The 19482-nt window shown below is 70.4% G+C and carries 14 protein-coding genes; 5 read left to right on the top strand and 9 right to left on the bottom strand.

Features of this window, described 5'->3' with window-relative positions; genetic code table 11:
- The first annotated feature begins 52 nt into the window (after positions 1–52).
- Both mscL and IB242_RS00585 read left to right on the top strand, forming a co-directional pair.
- Positions 53–475 carry a large-conductance mechanosensitive channel protein MscL gene (gene mscL / locus IB242_RS00590; protein ID WP_192275260.1) on the top strand — a complete coding sequence of 141 codons (423 nt, stop codon included), beginning with the start codon at positions 53–55 and terminating at the stop codon, positions 473–475.
- A gap of 175 nt (positions 476–650) precedes the next feature.
- Positions 651–2057, top strand: coding sequence for a M28 family peptidase (locus IB242_RS00585; RefSeq protein ID WP_192275259.1), 1407 nt, complete (start codon positions 651–653; stop codon positions 2055–2057).
- A 76-nt stretch (positions 2058–2133) separates the two neighbouring features.
- On the opposite strand, the gene IB242_RS20780 is transcribed toward IB242_RS00585, so the two are convergent.
- The 8 genes from IB242_RS20780 to cysD form a co-directional block, all read right to left on the bottom strand.
- Complete coding sequence (locus tag IB242_RS20780) at positions 2134–2967, bottom strand: class I SAM-dependent methyltransferase (RefSeq protein ID WP_192275258.1); 834 nt, start codon at positions 2965–2967, stop codon at positions 2134–2136.
- Positions 2946–3812 carry an RNA methyltransferase gene (locus tag IB242_RS00575; RefSeq protein WP_192277594.1) on the bottom strand — a complete coding sequence of 289 codons (867 nt, stop codon included), beginning with the start codon at positions 3810–3812 and terminating at the stop codon, positions 2946–2948. The genes IB242_RS20780 and IB242_RS00575 overlap by 22 nt, the downstream gene beginning before the upstream one ends.
- 1 nt (position 3813) lies before the next feature.
- Entirely contained in the window at positions 3814–5313 is a 1500-nt protein-coding gene (locus IB242_RS00570) for an alanine/glycine:cation symporter family protein (RefSeq protein WP_192275257.1), read from the bottom strand.
- 136 nt (positions 5314–5449) lie between these two features.
- Entirely contained in the window at positions 5450–6004 is a 555-nt protein-coding gene (locus tag IB242_RS00565; RefSeq protein ID WP_192275256.1) for a GNAT family protein, read from the bottom strand.
- Positions 5997–9134, bottom strand: a complete 3138-nt coding sequence (locus tag IB242_RS00560; RefSeq protein ID WP_192275255.1) for an efflux RND transporter permease subunit — start codon at positions 9132–9134, stop codon at positions 5997–5999. The genes IB242_RS00565 and IB242_RS00560 overlap by 8 nt, the downstream gene beginning before the upstream one ends.
- The gene (locus IB242_RS00555) at positions 9131–10216 is read right to left on the bottom strand and encodes an efflux RND transporter periplasmic adaptor subunit (protein WP_192275254.1); all 1086 of its coding nucleotides are present in this window, start codon (positions 10214–10216) and stop codon (positions 9131–9133) included. The genes IB242_RS00560 and IB242_RS00555 overlap by 4 nt, the downstream gene beginning before the upstream one ends.
- 130 nt (positions 10217–10346) lie before the next feature.
- Positions 10347–12236, bottom strand: coding sequence for a sulfate adenylyltransferase subunit CysN (cysN, locus tag IB242_RS00550; RefSeq protein ID WP_192275253.1), 1890 nt, complete (start codon positions 12234–12236; stop codon positions 10347–10349).
- Complete coding sequence (cysD, locus tag IB242_RS00545; protein WP_192275252.1) at positions 12236–13147, bottom strand: sulfate adenylyltransferase subunit CysD; 912 nt, start codon at positions 13145–13147, stop codon at positions 12236–12238. Before cysD ends, cysN begins: the two co-directional genes overlap by 1 nt.
- A 206-nt stretch (positions 13148–13353) precedes the next feature.
- Between cysD and IB242_RS00540 the strand changes: the two genes are divergently transcribed.
- Genes IB242_RS00540 through IB242_RS00530 form a run of 3 tightly spaced genes read left to right on the top strand, consistent with a single transcriptional unit; the run spans position 13354 to position 17718 of the window.
- Entirely contained in the window at positions 13354–15201 is a 1848-nt protein-coding gene (locus IB242_RS00540) for an assimilatory sulfite reductase (NADPH) flavoprotein subunit (RefSeq protein WP_192275251.1), read from the top strand.
- A gap of 20 nt (positions 15202–15221) precedes the next feature.
- Entirely contained in the window at positions 15222–16955 is a 1734-nt protein-coding gene (gene cysI, locus IB242_RS00535) for an assimilatory sulfite reductase (NADPH) hemoprotein subunit (protein WP_192275250.1), read from the top strand.
- Positions 16956–16983: 28 nt separating this feature from the next.
- Positions 16984–17718: a phosphoadenylyl-sulfate reductase gene (locus IB242_RS00530; protein WP_192275249.1), complete on the top strand. Its 735-nt coding sequence runs from the start codon at positions 16984–16986 to the stop codon at positions 17716–17718.
- A 37-nt stretch (positions 17719–17755) separates the two neighbouring features.
- Here IB242_RS00530 and IB242_RS00525 read toward each other — a convergent pair whose 3' ends face one another.
- Positions 17756–19429 carry an FAD-dependent oxidoreductase gene (locus tag IB242_RS00525; RefSeq protein WP_192275248.1) on the bottom strand — a complete coding sequence of 558 codons (1674 nt, stop codon included), beginning with the start codon at positions 19427–19429 and terminating at the stop codon, positions 17756–17758.
- Between the last annotated feature and the right edge of the window lie 53 nt (positions 19430–19482).

Below are 19482 nucleotides of genomic sequence, written 5' to 3'. Positions count from 1 at the left end.
TTCACGTCGCGCTGCGCTAGGCTGTCGCCGACTCCACACCTGAGGAACCGCCATGGGCATGATCAGCGAGTTCAAGGAATTCGCGATGCGCGGCAACGTGATCGACCTCGCCGTCGGCGTGGTCATCGGCGCCGCGTTCGGCAAGATCGTCACCGCGCTGGTCGAGAAGATCATCATGCCGCCGCTGGGCTGGATGATCGGCGGCATCGACTTCTCCGACCTGGCCTGGACGCTGGCGCCGGTCCGGGTCGCGGAGGACGGTACCGAGATCCCGGCCGTGGTGATCGCCTACGGCGAATTCCTCAACACCGTGATCCAGTTCGTCATCGTCGCCTTCGCGATCTTCCTGCTGGTCAAGGCGGTCAACCGCCTGGCGCGCAAGAAGCCCGAGCCGGAGAAGGCGCCGGCCGCGCCGCCGGAAGACGTGCTGCTGCTGCGCGAGATCCGCGACGCGCTCAAACGCGACCAGGTCTGACATTCCGCGCAGGTGCCGACACCGCGGGCCGCCGATGGGTGGCCCGCGGTCGTATCGGCGTCCGGAGGCCGGCGCCGGATGATCGACACGCCATCACCCGTGACCTGCTGCACGGGAGCGGGGCGCCCGGGCTTTGCTAGTCTTCCGGCCATCGTCGCCCTGCCGGACTCCTCGCATGCGTACCGCCCTGCTCGCCGCTGCATTGACCGCCACCCTCGCGTGCATCGCGCCCGCCCATGCGGCGCAGACCACGCAGACACGGATTCCCGATGCGGCGCTGGCGCAAGCCGCGCAGTTGCGTGAGCGCGCACTGGCCGACGACACCGGCTGGAAGGTCACCGAATCGCTGACCACCGAGATCGGCCCGCGTCTGGCCGGCAGCGAGGCCGATGCCCGCGCGGTGGCCTGGGCCGAGGCGAAGTTCCGCGAACTGGGATTCGACCGGGTCTGGACCGAGCCGGTGACCTTCCCGAAGTGGGAGCGCCGCAGCGAACGCGCGGCCGTGGTCGGCGCGCACGCGCAGCCGCTGGCGATCACCGCGCTCGGCGGCAGCCCGGGCGGCACGGTGGAAGCACAGATCGTGCGCTTCGCCGACCTGGCCGCCCTCGAGGCCGCTCCCGACGGTTCACTGCCCGGAAAGATCGCCTTCGTCGATTTCCAGATGCAGGCCGCGCGCGATGGCAGCGGCTATGGCGCCGGCGGCGCGGTGCGCTCGCGCGGCCCGTCGGCGGCGATCCGCAAGGGCGCGATCGGCTTCCTGATGCGCTCGGCCGGCACCGACAACCACCGCGTCGCGCATACCGGCATCACCCGGTTCGACGAGGGGCTGACGCCGGTGCCATCGGCGGCACTGAGCATTCCCGACGCCGACCAGCTCGCGCGCCTGGCCGCACGTGGCCCGGTCACCGTCCAGTTGGCGCTGGACTGCGGCTGGGATGGCCAGTACACCTCACAGAATGTGATCGGCGAGATCACCGGCGGCAGCCGGCCGAAAGAAGTGGTGCTGATCGGCGCGCACCTGGACTCGTGGGACCTGGGCACCGGCGCGGTCGACGATGCAGCCGGCATCGGCATCACGATGGCCGCCGCGCACCTGATCAGGCAACAGCCGAAGCGCCCGGCGCGCAGCATCCGCGTGGTCGCCTACGCCAACGAGGAACAGGGCCTGTTCGGCGGCAAGGCCTATGCCGAACGGCATGCGGCGGACGCCAGCCGGCATGTGCTCGCAGCGGAAAGCGACTTCGGTGCCGGCCGCATCTATGCGTTCAACACCGGCGCTCCGGAACATGCGCAGGCCGCGACGCGGCAGATCGCCGAGGCGCTGGCGCCGCTGGGCATCGCCTACGCACCCGGCAAGGGCGGCCCGGGTCCGGACATCGGCCCGCTGTCGGCCAAGGGCACGACCTGGGCGTGGCTGGCGCAGGACGGCAGCGATTATTTCCACCTGCACCACACCGCCGACGACACCTTGGACAAGATCGACCCGGCCGCGCTGGCGCAGAACGTGGCGGCCTACGCCGTGTTCGCATGGCTGGCGGCCGAGGCGGAAGGCGACTTCGGCAGCCATGTGAAGCAGGACTGAGCATCGGCCCAGGCAGGCATCCACTCGATCCGCAGGCCGACCCCAGCGCTGCGCGAACGTCCCGGCGGCGTGCGGCTCAGCGCACCGCCCTGAGCACCCACACGCCATCCGGAAGCCCTGCCTCCGGATCGCGCAGGCGGTGTGCGGCCACCTCGCTGAAGCCGGCGTCCCTCAGATCGTCCAGCAGGGCCCATCCGAAGTGGTGGAAGCACGGCACGCCACCGCTCACGGGATCGCCGTGGTACTCGGGCTCGCCGATGAAGTCCACGACGCCGCGCTCCGAACGATGGGCGATGACCGTGTTCTGCGGTCGGTCCCAATAGAACGGAACGGTGATCAGCAGGACGCCTCCCGGCCCGAGCACCCGCGCGAATTCGGCCAGTGCAGCCCGATGGTCGGGCACGTGCTCGAGCACGTCCAGCGTGGCCACCACGTCCAGCGATGCCTCCGCGAAGCGCAGCGCGGTCACGTCCTCGTGCATCAGCGCAGGCCACACGCCCTTGCGCAGCAACCAGATCCGCAGCCGCAGCCGCGTGAACCGGGAAAAGACGTACTCGCTTCCCCTGAGACCCGGACGCCGACGGCGGAGCGACACGAACAGCCGACTGGCCTGTTCGGTCAGATAGATGCGCTCTCCGGGAGCGCCACCGGACGCGGACAGCACCAGTGCTCCGACCGCGCGCTGGCGCGCATTGCATCCGCAGGCCAGGCAGGGCAATCCTTCGCGCGGGTCCTCATGCAGGCCGTTCCGGAATCCGGCCCGGCTGCCGCAGACCGCACACTGCCCCGGCAATACCGGACCGGCCGCGGCCTGCAACGCGCCGGGGTCCGACGCCACCACGCCGGGTTCGGCGCGCTTCCAGTCTTCGAACGACGACCACCCCGTGTTCACACGCGGCGGCTCGCCCACTGCGCCAGGAACACCGCCGTTGCCGCGGCGACGTTGAGGCTTTCGACCGTGCCGGTGCCGGGAATCGACAGCCGCAGATCGCAGGCCGCGGCCAGATCGCCGTCCATGCCCTCGCCTTCGGCACCCATCACATAAATCAGGCGCGGCGGCAACGGCGCCGCGAACAGCGAATCACCACCCCGTACGACCGTCGCAGCCGTGGTGAACCCCGCAGCGCGCAGCTGGGCCAGCGCCGCGTCGGTGTCGCCCATGCGTACCAGTGGCACCTGTTCGGCGCCGCCTTCGGCCACGCGCGCGGCCGCACCGGACAGGGCCAGCGACGCGCGCTGCGGCAGCAGCAGCGCCGACACGCCGAAGTGCGCGGCCGAGCGCAGGATCGCGCCGAAGTTGTGCGGGTTGCCGACGCCATCGAGCCAGATCGCCAGCGCGGGCGCGGCGGCCGGCAGCGCGGCCAGCCAGTCCGCCAACGTGGCCTGCGGCTCCTTCAGCACGTCGGCCACCACGCCTTCGTGGTGGCCGCTCGCGGTCAGCCGTTCCAGGTCCTGCTCCTCGACCACGCGGTACCCGACCCGGTGCTTCACGCACCAGGCCAGCAACGGCTTCAGCGCGGCGATCCGCGATTCGAGCAGGTAGACCTTGCGGATCGCCTCGGGCCGCCGGGCGAACACCGCATGCACGGCATTGAGGCCGTACAAGCGGACTTCATCGCGGCCGGCCCGCGGCACCGATGCACCGGCCGCGGCGGGATCGCGCGGCACCCCGTCACGCGCTGGCGCCGCCGCACGCGGCGGGCCATCGTTGCGGGGCGGGCGCGCCGGAGGACGCTGTTTCCACGGACCACTCATCTCAGACACGCTTCTTCCAGAAATCGGCGTTGCGGATACCGGCCACGTCCGGATCGAACACCGGATCCAGACCCAGCTTCTTCTGCCGCTCGTAGTCGCGCAGCGCGGCCAACGCCGGCTTCTGCAGGATCAGGATCGCGACGACATTGAGCCATGCCATCACGCCGACGCCGATGTCGCCCAGGGTCCAGGCCATCTTCGCGTCGTGGTAGGCGCCGAACACCACCATGCCGACGATCGCCAGGCGCAGCAGCAGGGTCGCCACCGGGTGGGTCTTGCGGGTGCCGGCGACGTAGGTCAGGTTGGTCTCGGCCATGTAGTAATAGGCCATGATCGTGGTGAACGCGAAGAAGAACAGCGCGATCGCCACGAAGCCCGCGCCCCAGCCCGGCAGCACCGACTCGACCGCGGCCTGGGTGAACTTCGCGCCCTCGTCGGGCTGCACGCCGGGCACGCCGGTGAACACCGCGGTCAGCACCTCCTTGCCGTTCTCCTTGGCCACCTGGAAGGTGTTGTACATGCCGGTGGACAGCAGCAGGAACGCGGTCGAGGTGCAGACCAGCATGGTGTCGAAGTAGATCGCGAAGGCCTGCACGTAGCCCTGCTTGGCCGGGTGCGAAACCTCGGCGGCGGCGGCGGCGTGCGGGCCGGTGCCCTGGCCGGCCTCGTTGGCGTAGATGCCGCGCTTGACGCCCCACGCGATCGCCTGGCCGATGATCGCGCCGAAGGCGGCATGCGCGCCGAACGCGCTGGAGAAGATGTCGGAGAACATCGCCGGCACCTTGTTCGCGTTGAACACCATCACCAGCACGGCCATCAGGATGAAGCCCAGGGCCATGAACGGCACGACGATCTCGGCGAAGGTGGCGATACGCTTGATGCCGCCGAAGATGATCGTCGCCAGCAGCGCGGCCACGACCAGGCCGATCCACAGCTTGGCGCCGCCGGCGCCGCCGACCGCGGCGCAGCCATTGGCGCCGCACAGCACGGCGCTGGCACTGTCGGCGATGGCGTTGGCCTGCACGCCCGGCAGCAGCAGGCCGGCAGCGACGATTGTCGAGAGCGCGAAGATCATCGCGTACCACTTCAGGCCCATGGCCTTCTCGATGTAGTACGCCGGACCGCCGCGGTAGCGCCCTTCGGCGTCCTTTTCCTTGTAGATCTGGGCCAGGGTGCACTCGATGTACGAGGTCGACGCGCCGAGGAAGCCCATCACCCACATCCAGAACACCGCGCCGGGGCCGCCGTAGGCGATGGCCGTGGCCACGCCGGCGATGTTGCCGATGCCCATGCGACCGGCCATCGACATCGCCAGCGCCTGGAACGAGGACACGCCGGCATCGGACTTCTGCCCGGCCAGGGTCAGGCGGCACATCTCGGCGAAACCGCGGATCTGCATGAAACGGGTGCGGACGGTGAACCACAGACCGGCACCCAGGCACAGCGCGATCAGCGCATTGCTCCAGATGATGCCGTTGATCCAGGCAAAAAAGGCTTCCACGGGAGCAGCTCTCCAGTCAGATGGCGGGGCAGAGGAGCGGGCGGACCCGCGAAGGTGACCACAAGATAACCGCGCGTGAGGATCCTCGACAGGGGGCGCGGCCAATCGCCGATACACCGCCTCCGCGGGAATGGCCTCAGCCCGGCCCCGGCGATTGGATCCTGGCGAACAGGCGCAGGTCATGCGGCACGCCATCCTTGACCACGGCCGCCCGCATCAGCCCCTCCTCTGCGAACCCGTTCTTTTCCAGCACCCGCGCCGAGCCTCGGTTGAACGCGAGCACCGTGGCCTGCAACCGGTACAGCGACAGCGCCTGCATGACCCAGGGCGCATACACGGCCACCGCCGCGCTCATCAGGCCCCGCCCCCAATGGGCGCGCCCCAGCCAGTAGCCGAGTTCGCCGCCATGGCGTCGCTCGGCCTGCCCGACGCGCACGCCGATGCTGCCGCAGGCGTGACCGCCGACCTCGATCGCCAGCACCGGCATCGCCAGGTCGACCACATGGCCGGCCAGGAACGCCTCGCCGTCGGCGCGGGTGTACGGGTGCGGAAACCGGTCGCTGAGCCCGCGCGGCACTTCCGGGTCGTCGGCGTGCAACAGCAGCACGTCAAGGTCGTCGGGATGCCAGCGGCGCAGGACGAAGCCCTCGCCCTGCAGCCGCAGCCCGTCCCAGCGCCCCGACTCAGGCATGGCCGCCCACCTCGGGGGTCTCGGCCTCCAGCTTGTCGAGCTCCTGCGCCAGCGCGTCCGGCGAGCGTGTGAACGGCGCCAGCAACGCGTAGAACGTCGGCACCACGAACAGCGAGAGCAGCGTCGAGAACGCCACACCGAAGATCACCACGATGCCGATCGTGGCGCGGCTGGCCGAACCCGGGCCGCCGGCGACGACCAGCGGGATCGCGCCCATGATCGTCGCCGCGGAGGTCATCAGGATCGGGCGCAGGCGCACCGCCGAGGCCTCGGCGATGGCGGCACGGACGGTGCGGCCCTCGTCGCGCAGCTGGTTGGCGAACTCGACGATCAGGATGCCGTTCTTCGCCGCCAGGCCGATCAGCATCACGATGCCGATCTGGCTGAACAGGTTGAGCGTGCCGCCGGTCGCCCACAGCCCGAGCAGCGCGCCGAGCACCGCCAGCGGCACGGTCAGCATGATCGTCAGCGGATGGATGAAGCTCTCGAACTGCGCGGCCAGCACCAGGTAGACGATCAGCAGCGCCATCGCGAAGGTCAGGATCACCGCGCCACCGGCTTCCTGGAACTCGCGGCTCTCGCCCTTCCAGTCCACCTGCGCATAGTCGGGCAGTTCCTCGGCGGCGACCTGGTAGGTCCAGGCGATCGCCTCGCTCATCGTGTAACCGGGCGCCAGGCCGCCTGCGATCGTGATCGAACGCAGCCGGTTGAACCGGTTGAAGCTGCCCGGCTCGGCGATCTCGCTGAGTGTCACCAGGTTGGACAGCGGCACCAGCACGCCGTCGCGGCCGCGCACGAAGGTGCCGGTCAGGTCGTCGGGCGCCATGCGTCGGTCGCGGTCGGCCTGCAGCAGCACGTCGTACTCCTCGCCGTTGTCGACGAAGGTGGTGACCTGGCGCTGGCCCATCATCGTTTCCAGCGTGCGTCCGATCTCCTGCACCGACACGCCCAGGTCGGCCGCGCGCGCGCGGTCGATGTCCACCCGCATCTGCGGGCGGGTCTCCTTGTAGTCCGAGTCCGGATCCTGGATGCCCGGGTTCTCACGCATCCGCGCCAGGATCCGGTCGCGCCACTGCGCCAGCTCGGCATAGTCCGGCCCGCCCAGCACCAGCTGGTAGCGCTGGCCGCGGCTGCCGACGAGGCCACCGGGTACGTTGGCGCGCGCCTGCACGCCGGGCAGCTGCGCCAGCCGCCCACGCAGCTGTTCGACCACCTCGGCGGTGCTGGCATCGCGGTCGCGCCAGTCGCGCAGGAACACGATCACCTGCCCGGTGTGCATGTCCTCGCTGCCGCCCCAGCCGCGCGGCACGCGCGAATTGGCGCGCTCGATCGGCCGGTCCTCGCCGACCAGCGGTGCGAAGATCTTCTCGACCTGCTGCATCTGCGCGACCGTGTAGTCGTAGCCGGCCCCTTCCGGACCATCGACGCCGATGAAGAAGCGGCCACGGTCCTCGGCCGGCGACAGCTCGCTGGGCACGCGCCAGAACAGCAGCATGGCCACCAGCGCGCAGGTGGCCATGATCGCGGCGATCAGCGCGGTCAGGCGCACGCCGGACAGCGCGACCAGCCGGCCGACCCCGCGCCCGTAGGCCTCGCCGAGGCGATTGAGATGGCGGTTGGTCCAGGCGTTGAAACCGGTCTGCCTGTGCCCGTGCGGGCGCACCAGCTTGGAGCACATCATCGGGGTCAGGGTCAGCGCGATGAAGGCCGACAGCGCGACAGCGCCGGCCAGCGCCACCGACAGCTCGCGGAACAGGCGCCCCGAGTTGCCCTCCATGAAGCCGACCGGCAGGAACACCGCCACCAGCACCGCGGTGGTGGCGATCACCGCGAACGCGACCTGTCTGGTGCCGCGTCGCGCGGCCACCAGCGGCGGTTCGCCGAGGTCGGCGCGGCGCTGCACGTTCTCCAGCACGATGATCGCGTCGTCGACCACCAGGCCGATGCACAGCACCAGCGCGAGCAGGGTCAGCAGGTTGATCGAGAAGCCGAACGCGTACAGCGCGATGAACGCCGCCACCAGGCAGACCGGCACCGTGACCGCCGGGATCAGCGCCGCGCGCAGGCTGCCAAGGAACAGCCAGATGACGATGAACACCAGCGCCATCGCCTCGGCCAGCGTCCAGTACACCCGGCTGATCGCCGCATCGATGAACACGGTGTTGTCGGCGGCGACGAAGATCTCGGTGCCTTCCGGCAGCGTCTGCTGGATCCGCTCGGCCTCGGCGCGGGCGGCCTGGGCCACGTCCAGCGCGTTGGCGATCGAGGTGCGCACGATGCCCAGGCCGACGTTGGGGATCGAGTTGCTGCGCATGTAGGAGCGCCGTTCGGCCGCGCCGAGCTCGATCCGCGCCACGTCGCCCATGCGCACGACGTAGCCGTCGGCGCCCTTGCGCAGCGGGATCTGCGCGAACTGGTCCGGCTCGCGGTAGCCGCGCTCGACGCGCAGGGTGAAGTCACGGGTTTCCGATTCGATCCGGCCGGCGGGCAGCTCGATGTTCTCGCTGCGCAGCGCCTGCTCGACGTCGCTGGCGGTGACGCCGCGCGCGGCCATCGCATCGCGGTCCAGCCAGATCCGCATCGCGTAGCGCTGCGCGCCGGACAGCTGCACCCGGGCCACGCCGTCCAGCGCCGACAGCCGGTCGACCACGTAGCGGTCCGCGTAGTCGCTGAGCTCCATCGTGTCCATCACGCTGGAGCGCATGTTAAGCCACATGATCGCGTCGGCGTCGGCCTCGACCTTGGAGATCTCGGGCGGATCGGCCTCGATCGGCATCCGGTCCATGACCCGGCTGATCGCGTCGCGCACGTCGTTGGCGGCGGCCTCGATGTCGCGGGTCAGGTTGAACTCGATGGTGACGTCCGAGCGGCCGTTGCGGCTGCGCGACTCGATCGTGCGGATGCCCTCGATGCCGGCCAGCGCGTCCTCGAGGATCTGGGTGATACGGGTCTCGACCACCGCCGCCGAGGCGCCTGGGTAGCTGACCTGGACCGATACGATCGGCGGGTCGATGTTGGGCAGCTCGCGCACCGTCAGGCGGGTGAAGGCCATCACCCCCAGCGCGACCAGCAGCAGGCTGATCACCGCGGCGAACACCGGCCGCTTGATCGACAGGTCGGACAGCTTCACTGCGCGTCGCCCCCGGCCGGCGCTTCATCGGCCGGCTGCGATTTGGCTTCCTGCACCGTGCTCTCGCTGATCCGCATGCCCGGGCGCAGCTTGCCGGTGCCGTCCACCACGATGCGGGTGCCCGGCTCCAGCCCGTCGGTGACCTCGGCCAGGCCCTCGGCGCGCACGCCGATCGCCACCGGTGCCTGCTCGACGGTCTCGTCCTCGCGCACCCGGTAGACGAAGGTGTCGCGGCCGACCTGGATCACCGAGATCTCCGGGATCAGCAGCGCCTGCCGCTCCCGCTGCTGCAGGCGGACCTGGACCAGCATGCCGGGCCGCAGCGCGCGGTCGTCGTTGGCGAAGATGCCGCGCACGGTGACCGCGCGCGACTGCGGGTCGATCCGCGCGTCGATGGTCTGCACCTCGCCCTGGAAGTCGCGCCCCGGGAAGGCGGCCACGCGGCCGAACACGCGCTGGCCGACCGCCACGCCGCCGAGCTGGGTCTCGGGCAGCTGGAAATCGATGTAGACCGAGCCGATGTCGTCCAGCGTGGCGATCGGCGTGCCCGGCGTGACCAGCGCGCCGGGGCTGACCTGGCGCAGGCCGAGCATGCCGGCGAACGGCGCGCGGAGGGTGCGGTCGCCGATGTTGGCGCGCATCTCGGACACGGTGGCGCGGGCGGCGTCGCGGGTGGCCCGCAGGGTGTCGACCGAAGCGCGGGAAATCAGCTGCGCCTGGACCAGCTCGTTGCCGCGGATGTACTGGCGCTCGGCGTCCTCGGCCGAGGCCTCGGCGGCCTGCAGGGTCGCCTGCTGCTGGTTGCCGCTGAGGGTCACCAGCACCTGCCCGGCGCGGACCTCGTCGCCGCTCTCGAAATGGACCCGGTCGACGATCTCGCTGACCTTGGCGGTCAGGGTCACCGACTCGCGCGCGCTGACGGTACCCAGCCCCTGCAGGCTGTCGTTCCACGCCCGTGGCGCGACCACCGTCGTGGTGACCGGGACCGCGGCCGGCGCCCCGCCCGCTGCCGAGGTTTCCGACTTGCCGCAGCCCACCAGCATCGCCACGCAGCCCAGCAGGGCCGCCGCTCGCACATACATGAAGAATTCCCGGATCACCCGACCTGAACCGACCGAGTGTAGCCATCGCACATGGCAAGGCGATGTGCCATTCGGCGGGGCTGGCTGAACAAGCCGTTCATGCCGGCCGCGCCGCGGGAAACCGGGCCGGCTAGTCCGCCAGCCCCAGCGCCTCCAGCACGCGCGCGACCATGGCCTCGGGCGACTCGCGGTCGGCATGCAGGTGCACGTCGGCATGCTCGGGCGCCTCGTAGGGCGAATCGATGCCGGTGAAGTTCGGGATCAGGCCGGCACGGGCCTTGCCGTACAGCCCCTTCACGTCGCGCGCCTCGGCCACCGCCAGCGGCACGTCGACGAAGACCTCGACGAACTCGCCATCGGCGAAGCGCTCGCGCGCCATCCGCCGCTCGGCCCGGAACGGCGAGATGAAGCTGACCAGCACGATCAGGCCCGCATCGGCCATCAGCCGGGCGACCTCGGCGACCCGGCGGATGTTCTCGACCCGGTCCTCGTCGGTGAAGCCCAGGTCGCGGTTCAGCCCGTGGCGCACGTTGTCGCCGTCGAGGATGAAGGTGTGGAAGCCGCGCGCATGCAGGCGCTTGTCGACCAGGTTGGCCACGGTCGACTTGCCCGCGCCGGACAGGCCGGTGAACCAGACCACCTTCGGCTGCTGGCCCTTGATCCGCGCGCGCGCGGCCCGGTCCACGTCCAGGTGCTGCCAGTGCACGTTGTCGGCACGGCGCAGCGCGAAGTCCAGGGTGCCCGCGCCCACGGTCTCGTTGTTCTGCCGGTCGATCAGGATGAAGCCGCCCAGTGTCCGGTTCTCGGCATAGGCGGCGAAGGCGACCGGTTCATCGAGGCTGAGATTGCAGTAGCCGACCTCGTTGAGCTCCAGACGCTTGGCGGCCAGGTGCTCCTGCGTGTTCACGTCGACCCGGTGCTTGATCTCGCTGACCGTGGCGGTGACGGTGCGCGTGCCGATCTTCAGCCAGTACGGCCGTCCCGGCAGCAGCGCGGCATCGTGCATCCACAACAGGTGCACCGCGAACTGGTCGGCGACCTGCGGCGGCGCGGCGGCGGCGGCGATCACGTCGCCGCGGCTGACATCGACCTCGTCGGCCAGGGTGACGGTGACCGCCTGCCCGGCCGCGGCCACCTCCAGCGCACCGTCCGGACCGAGCACGCTGGCGATCCGCGAACGGCGCGCCGACGGCAGCACGACCACCTCGTCGCCCGCGCGCACCGCACCGGCGGCGATCGTCCCGGCGAAGCCGCGGAAATCCTGGTCCGGGCGGTTCACCCACTGCACCGGCAGCCGCAGCGCCTGGCCGGTGTCGCCGACGTCCAGCTGCACCGTCTCCAGGTGTTCGAGCAGCGATGGCCCGGCGTACCACGGCGTCCGCGCCGAGCGGCTGGACAGGTTGTCGCCTTCCAGCGCCGACAGCGGGATCGCCTGCACGTGGGCGATGCCGAGCTGGTCGGCCAGCGCGCGGTAGCCGTCGACGATCCGCTCGAACACCGCCTGGTCGTAGTCGACCAGATCCATCTTGTTGACCGCCAGCACCACGTGGCCGATGCCCAGCAGCGAGACGATGTAGCTGTGCCGGCGCGTCTGCGCCAGCAGCCCCTTGCGCGCGTCGACCAGCACCACCGCCAGATCGGCGGTGGAGGCGCCGGTGGCCATGTTGCGGGTGTACTGCTCGTGGCCCGGGCAGTCGGCGACGATGAACTTGCGCCGGTCGGTGTCGAAGTAGCGGTAGGCCACGTCGATGGTGATGCCCTGTTCGCGCTCGGCGGCCAGGCCGTCGAGCAGCAGCGCGTAGTCGATCCGCTCGCCCTGGGTACCATGGCGGCGGCTGTCGGCCTCCAGCGCGGCCAGCTGGTCGTCGAACAGGCGCTTGCTGTCGTACAGCAGCCGCCCGATCAGCGTGCTCTTGCCGTCGTCGACGCTGCCACAGGTGATGAAGCGCAGCAGCGGCTTGGTCTCGTGCTGCTTGAGGTAGGCGGCGATGTCCGCGGTCACGGTCGCGTCGGCGGCCATCAGAAGTATCCCTCCAGCTTCTTCTTCTCCATCGACGCGGTCGGATCCTGGTCGATCACCCGGCCCTGCCGCTCGGAACTGGTCGCGACCAGCATCTCGGCGATGATCTTCTCCAGCGTATCGGCGTGCGACTCGATCGCGCCGGTCAGCGGATAGCAGCCCAGCGTGCGGAAGCGCACCGACCGCAGCTGCGGCTGCTCGCCTTCGCGCAGCGGCAGGCGCGCGTCGTCGACCAGGATCAGCGCGCCGTCGCGCTCGACGACGGGCCTTTCGGAAGCAAGGTACAGCGGCACCACCGGAATCTTCTCGCGGTAGATGTAGAGCCAGATGTCGAGCTCGGTCCAGTTGGACAGCGGGAACACCCGCACGCTCTCGCCCTGGCGGATGCGCGCGTTGTACAGGTTCCACAGCTCAGGGCGCTGCCGCTTGGGATCCCAGCGGTGGCGCTCGTTGCGGAACGAGAACACGCGCTCCTTGGCGCGCGACTTCTCTTCGTCCCGCCGTGCACCGCCGATGGCCGCGTCGAACTTCCACAGGTCCAGCGCCTGCTTCAGGCCCTGGGTCTTCATCACGTCGGTGTGTACCGTGGCGCCGTGGCTGAACGGCCCGATGTCCTGGGCGATGCCCTCGGGATTGATGTGGACCCGCAGGTCCACCCCGGTCTCGGCCGCACGCCGGTCGCGGAACGCGATCATCTCGCGGAACTTCCAGCGCGTGTCCACGTGCAGCAGCGGGATCGGCGGCGGCGCCGGCGCGAAGGCCTTGAGCAGCAGATGCAGCAGCACCGAACTGTCCTTGCCGACCGAGTACAGCAGCACCGGGTTGCGGAACTCGGCGGCCACCTCGCGCAGGATGTGGAGGCTCTCGGCTTCGAGCCGGTCGAGATGGGACAACGGTGTTGCAGCGCTCATCGTAATCCAGATCGGCCCTGGTGCCGGGCGGCGGCAGAAACGGGGGGCCAGAAACACCGTTCCTGATCCATCCACGACCAGATACTCGGATCACACCGGGGCGAGGTGAAATAAGCCCAGAGCATAAGCGAATAACCACAGGCCGTTTCAGCGCCACGCGAGGCTCTTCTAGGATCGGCTCGACACTCGCCCCATGAGCCTACCGGATGACTGCCGCACCGACCGCGCAGGTTCCAAGCCCGCTGAACGAGGCCCGCAAGGACCTGCTGGTCCAGTTGGTGGATGGACTCGACGCCGCATCGCTGTGGTGGCTTTCCGGCTATGCGGCCGGACTGGCCCAGGGCCACGCGGCGCCGGCCGTCGCCGCCGTGCGCCCCGGTGCCGCCGGCCAGGCAGGGCAACGGTTGACCGTGCTCTACGGCAGCCAGACCGGCAATGCGCGCCGCCAGGCCGAAGCCCTCGCCCACGCCGCCGAGGCCGCCGGCCTGCCGGTGCGCCTGGTCCGCGCCGACAGCTACCCCACCCGCGAGCTGGCCGGCGAGCGCCTGCTCTATGTAGTGGTCAGCACCCAGGGCGAGGGCGATCCGCCGGACGACAGCATCGGCTTCACCGAATTCCTGTTCGGCAGACGCGCGCCGAAGCTGCCCGAGCTGAAGTTCGCCGTGCTCGGCCTGGGCGACTCCAGCTACGCCGATTTCTGCGGCATCGCCCGCCGCCTCGACGCACGCCTGGCCGAACTCGGTGGCCGGCGGGTCGCGGACCCGGGCTTCACCGACCTGGACATCGACACCGTCGCCAGTCCCTGGCGCGAGCAGGCCATCGACCAGGCCCGCGACCTGCTGAAGACCGCACCCCCCGCCGGCCACCACCTCGCCTCGGTCACGCCGCTGCGCCCGGCGGCCGCGTCGGCGTGGTCGCATGCGCGTCCGTTCCCGGCCGAACTGCTGCTCAACCAGCGCATCAGCGGGCGCGAGTTCAAGGGCACCGGCTTCCAGCGCCATGCGGAAACCGGCAAGGACGTGCGCCACATCGAGCTGTCGCTGGAAGGGTCCGGCCTGGCCTACGAGCCGGGCGACGCGCTGGGCATCCGCCACCGCAACCCGCCGGCGCTGGTCGAGGGCGTGCTGGAGGCGCTGACGCTGGACGGCAATGCGGCGGTCACATCCGGCGAGGAGACTCTGCCCCTGTCCGAGTGGCTGGCCACCCGTCGCGAACTGACCCGGCTGTCGCGCCCGTTCCTGGCCGCGCACGCCGAGCGCTCCGGCGCCAGGGCCCTGGCCGAGCTGCTTGATCCTACCCAGCCTGCCGGACTGGCGGCGCTGCTGGCCGACCACCAGATGGTCGACGTGCTGCGCCGCTGGCCGGCGGATTGGGACCAGGACAGCCTGGTCGCCGCGCTGCGTCCGCAGGCGCAGCGGCTCTATTCGATCGCCTCCAGCCGCAAGCGCGTCGGCGAGGAGGCGCACCTGACCGTCGACGTGCTCGGCTATGCGGCGCATGGCCACGACCACCTCGGCGCGGCCAGCGGCTTCCTCGCCGGGCTCGACGAAGGCGACCAGGTTCCGGTCTACATCGAGCCCAACGAGCGCTTCCGGGTCCCGGCCGACGGCGCGCGCGACATCGTCATGATCGGCCCGGGCACCGGCGTGGCCCCGTTCCGCGGCTTCGTGCAGGAGCGCGCCGAGACCGGCGCCACCGGTCGCAACTGGCTGCTGTTCGGCGCCCAGCACTTCAACACCGGCTTCCTCTACCAGGCCGAATGGCAGGAGGCGCTGCGCCGCGGCGAACTGCACCGGCTGGATCTGGCGTTCTCGCGCGACGGCACGCAGCGCGTCTACGTGCAGGACCGCCTGCGCGAGCACGGCCGCGCGCTCTACGACTGGCTGCAGAACGGCGCGCAGCTCTACGTCTGCGGCGCGATCGCGATGGGCCGCGACGTGCATGCGGCGCTGGCTGCGATCGTGGCCGAACACAACGGCGGCGATGCCGATGCGGCCGCCGACTACCTCACCCGCCTGCAGGCCGACGGCCGCTACAGCCGCGACGTCTACTGACGCGCACGCCAAGGATTCCCATGAGCGCCCATTCCGTCGAAGACATCAAGGCCGAGAGCCGGCGCCTGCGTGGCTCGCTGCTGGAGAGCCTGGCCGATCCGGTCACCGGTGCGCTGCGCGAGGACGACCAGACCCTGATCAAGTACCACGGCAGCTACCAGCAGGACGACCGCGACATCCGCGACGAACGCCGCCGGCAGAAGCTCGAGCCGGCGTACCAGTTCATGATCCGCACGCGCACCCCCGGCGGCGTGGTCAGCCCCGCGCAGTGGCTGGCGCTCGATGCCATCGCCACCGGCTTCGCCAACCACTCGCTGCGCGTCACCACCCGTCAGGCGTTCCAGTTCCACGGCGTGATCAAGCGCGAACTGAAGGCGACCATGCAGGCGATCAATGCCGCGCTGATCGACACGCTGGCCGCCTGCGGCGACGTCAACCGCAACGTGCAGGTGGCGGCCAACCCGCTGCTGTCGGCGGCGCACGCCACGCTCTACGCCGACGCCGCGGCCACGTCCGAGCATCTGCTGCCCAACACCCGCGCCTACTACGAGATCTGGCTGGACGAGGAGCAGGTCGCCGGCGGCGGCGAAGAGCACGAGCCCATCTACGGCGAGCGCTACCTGCCGCGCAAGTTCAAGATCGGCTTCGCGCTGCCGCCGGTCAACGACGTCGACGTGTTCGCCAACGACCTGGGCTTCATCGGCACGCTCGATGGCGACGCCATCGACGGCTACAACCTGGTGATCGGCGGCGGCATGGGCAGCACCCACGGCGATGCCGAGACCTATCCGCGGGTCGGCAACGTGGTCGGCTGGCTGCCGCGCGAACGGCTGCTGGAGGTGGCCACCGCGGTGGTCACCACCCAGCGCGACCTCGGCAACCGCACGCTGCGAAAGCGGGCACGCTTCAAGTACACCATCGACGACCACGGCCTGGACGCCGTCGTGGCCGAGATCGAACGCCGTGCCGGCCTCTCTCTCCAGCCGGCACGCGCGTTCGGTTTCGACCACAACGGCGACCGCTACGGCTGGGCCGAAGGTACGGACGGCCGCTGGCACCTGACCCTGTCGCTGCCGTCCGGGCGCATCGCCGACCGTCCCGGCACACCGCACCTGACCGGACTGCGCGCGATCGCCGCCGCGCTGGACGGCAGCGATCCGGACCAGCAGTTCCGCCTGACCGGCAACCAGAACCTGGTCGTCGCCGGGGTTCCGGCCGCGGCACGCACGCGGATCGACGCGCTGGTCCGGGCGCATGGCCTGGATGCCGGCAACCGCGCACCGAGCGCGCTGGCGCGCGCGGCCATGGCCTGCGTGGCGCTGCCGACCTGCGGCCTGGCGATGGCCGAGGCCGAGCGCTACCTCCCGGAGTTCAGCGCGCGCCTGCAGCCGCTGCTGGAAAAGCACGGCCTGGTCGAGACCCCGATCCTGCTGCGCATTTCCGGCTGCCCGAACGGCTGCTCGCGGCCCTACCTGGCCGAGATCGCGCTGGTCGGCAAGGCGCCGGGCCGCTACAACCTGATGCTGGGTGCCGACCACCGCGGCCAGCGGCTGAACACGCTGTACCGCGAGAACATCACCGAGGTCGAGATCGTCGACGCGCTCGAGCCGCTGTTCGCGCGCTATGCCGCCGAACGCCAGCCCGGCGAAGGCTTCGGCGATTTCCTGCATCGCGCCGGCCTGGTCGCGCTGCCCACCTATCCCACCCACGTCAGCGTGCTGGCACCGCCTGCACCGGTCCACGCCGCCGCCTGACGTGTCCATCGATGCCTGGAGCATCCCGATGAGCCTGCCCGCCCCGAGTTCCCCGACCGCCCCCGCCGCCGATCCACTGGCCGACCTGGAAGGCCTCAACGCGCGCCTGGAGGCGATGGAGGCCGAGCAGCGCGTCGCCTGGGCGCTCGCGCACGGGCCGGCCGAGGCCGCACTGTCCTCCAGCTTCGGCGCGCAGTCGGCGGTGGCGCTGCACATGCTGGTGCAGCAGAAGCCGGACATCCCGGTGATCCTGATCGACACCGGCTACCTGTTCCCCGAGACCTACCGCTTCGCCGACGAGCTCACCCAGCAGCTGCAGCTCAACCTCAAGGTGTACCGGCCGCTGGTCAGCCGCGCCTGGATGGAAGCGCGGCACGGACGCCTGTGGGAGCAGGGTCTGGTCGGGATCGAGCAGTACAACAACCTGCGCAAGGTCGAGCCGATGCGCCGCGCGCTGGACGAACTGGGCATCGGCACCTGGTTCACCGGCCTGCGCCGCGCGCAGGCCAGCAGCCGCGCCGTGACGCCGGTCGCGCAGCAGCGCAACGGCCGGCTCAAGATCAGCCCGATCGCCGACTGGAGCGACCGCGACGTCTGGCAGTACCTCAAGCGCCACCGCCTGCCCTACCACCCGCTCTGGCACGAAGGCTACGTCTCGATCGGCGATTTCCACACCACCAGCCGCTGGGAGCCGGGCATGCGCGACGAGGACACCCGGTTCTTCGGGATCAAGCGCGAATGCGGCATCCACGAGGAGATCTGAGCCGCCGCGGCGCGTGATGCGCCGCCCGTGCCTGCGCTCAGGCCGCCGCGACCGGCTCGTCCACCGGCGCGAACCACTGCGCCGGCAGCATCGGCGGATGGGCATCGACGTCGTGCCCCGCCAGCAGCGCATCCAGGCCGTGGTCGCCGATGCCCGGCACCGCCTCGCGGGCCACGGCCAGCACCTCGGCGGCCAGCTGCCGCATCCCCGCCACCCAGCGCTGGGTACGCGCGATGTAGGCCGCGTCATCAAGCACGTCGGTCAGCGCGCCATTCATCTCGCGGCACCACTCCACCTCGAACTGGTCGAAGGCACGCGCCTCCCGCAGCTCCGGTGCGTGGTCGCGCGTGCCCCATTCGCGCATCAGCCGCTGCATCGCCAGGTTCAGGCCGCGGCCCTCGACGAAGGCGGGCTTGAGCCTGGACAGCATCGACAGGTCGGCCTGCCGGCGGCTGAAGAACAGCGGCGCCAGCAGCGCCCAGTAGAAGGCGTAGTCCCACAGCACCTTGACCGGCATGACCTGCGGGTGGCCGAAGATCGGGTACTGGTCCTGGTAGAGGGTCAGCGTGCTTTCGTAGAACGAGAAGTACAGCTGCTGGAAGATCTCAGCATGAGGCCCGATCCGGGTGCCGGCCTGGTCCATCTCCACCAGTTCGCACACGTAGGTGTTGCTGATGGCGATGAAATCGCTGCCCGGCGAATAGAACGGATCCAGGAACAGGCCGGCCTCGCCGGTCAGCGCCCAGCGGTGCCTGGAATAGACCTGCTTGCAGCCGTAGGAGAAGTGGCGCAGGAACAGGAAATCCTGCAGCGCGTACTCCGGTTTCGACAGGGCCGCGTGCACGCGCGGCTGGTGCACGCGCAGCCACTCCATGGCCTTGTCGTGGGTGTTCATGGTCTCCAGCGGATGCATCTTCGCGTCGCACACGATGCCGAGCGAATGCGAGCCCGACGCCAGCGGGATCAGCCAGAACCAGTAGCCGGGGCCGCACATGTGGTTGGTGGAATCGACCCGGCGCGCCGGCGCGAAGCGTTGCCGCCAGTGCGGGTCGTCCGACCACAGGTCCAGGTCGGTCTGGCCGTCGATCCGCCACCACACCGCGTTGGCATCGTGGTCGTTGGGCATGGCCAGGTCGAGCTTGCGCTTGATCAGGCCGGCGCGCCCGGACGCATCGACGACGAATCGCGCCTGCAGGCTGTGGCGCGTGCCGGCATGGTCGAACTGGACCGCATGTGGCGCGTCGGTCTCGGACAGTTCCAGCGTGCGCACGACCGCCTCGTCGAGGAAGCGGACCCCCGCCTCGCGCGCCCGGTCGCCGAGGAAGTTCTCGAAGCGCCCGCGATCCAGCTGCCAGGACGGGGTCGGCAGCAGCCGGCTCACGCCCATCTCGCTGCACGCGTGCACGTCGTACTGGCGATCGGTGAAGAAGTAGCGCAGGCCGTACTTGCGCACCTGCTCGGCCTCCAGGTGCTCGCGCAGCCCCAGCACGTCGGCGAAGTAATGCGCGCCGATCTCCACGGTCGATTCGCCGACCTTGTGCGCGGCCTCGCGTACCGGGTGCGCGCGGCGCTCGAGCACGGTCACCGAAAGCTTGGGATTGCGCTGCCGCAGCTGCAGGGCCAGGGTCAGCCCGGCCAGCCCGCCGCCCAGGATCGCCACATCGGTGTGGCGCGGAACATCCCCGCCGGAAGTGAGGCATTCGCCCTGCATGGTGCAGCTCCTGGTAGCGGTGACCCGAGAGTACGCACTATGCGTGGCTGGCG

The organism is Xanthomonas sp. XNM01 (assembly GCF_014851915.1).
Classification (GTDB): Bacteria; Pseudomonadota; Gammaproteobacteria; order Xanthomonadales; family Xanthomonadaceae; genus Pseudoxanthomonas.
The sequence above is the reverse complement of the archived record's forward strand: the minus strand, read 5'-3'. Positions and strand labels throughout refer to the sequence as shown.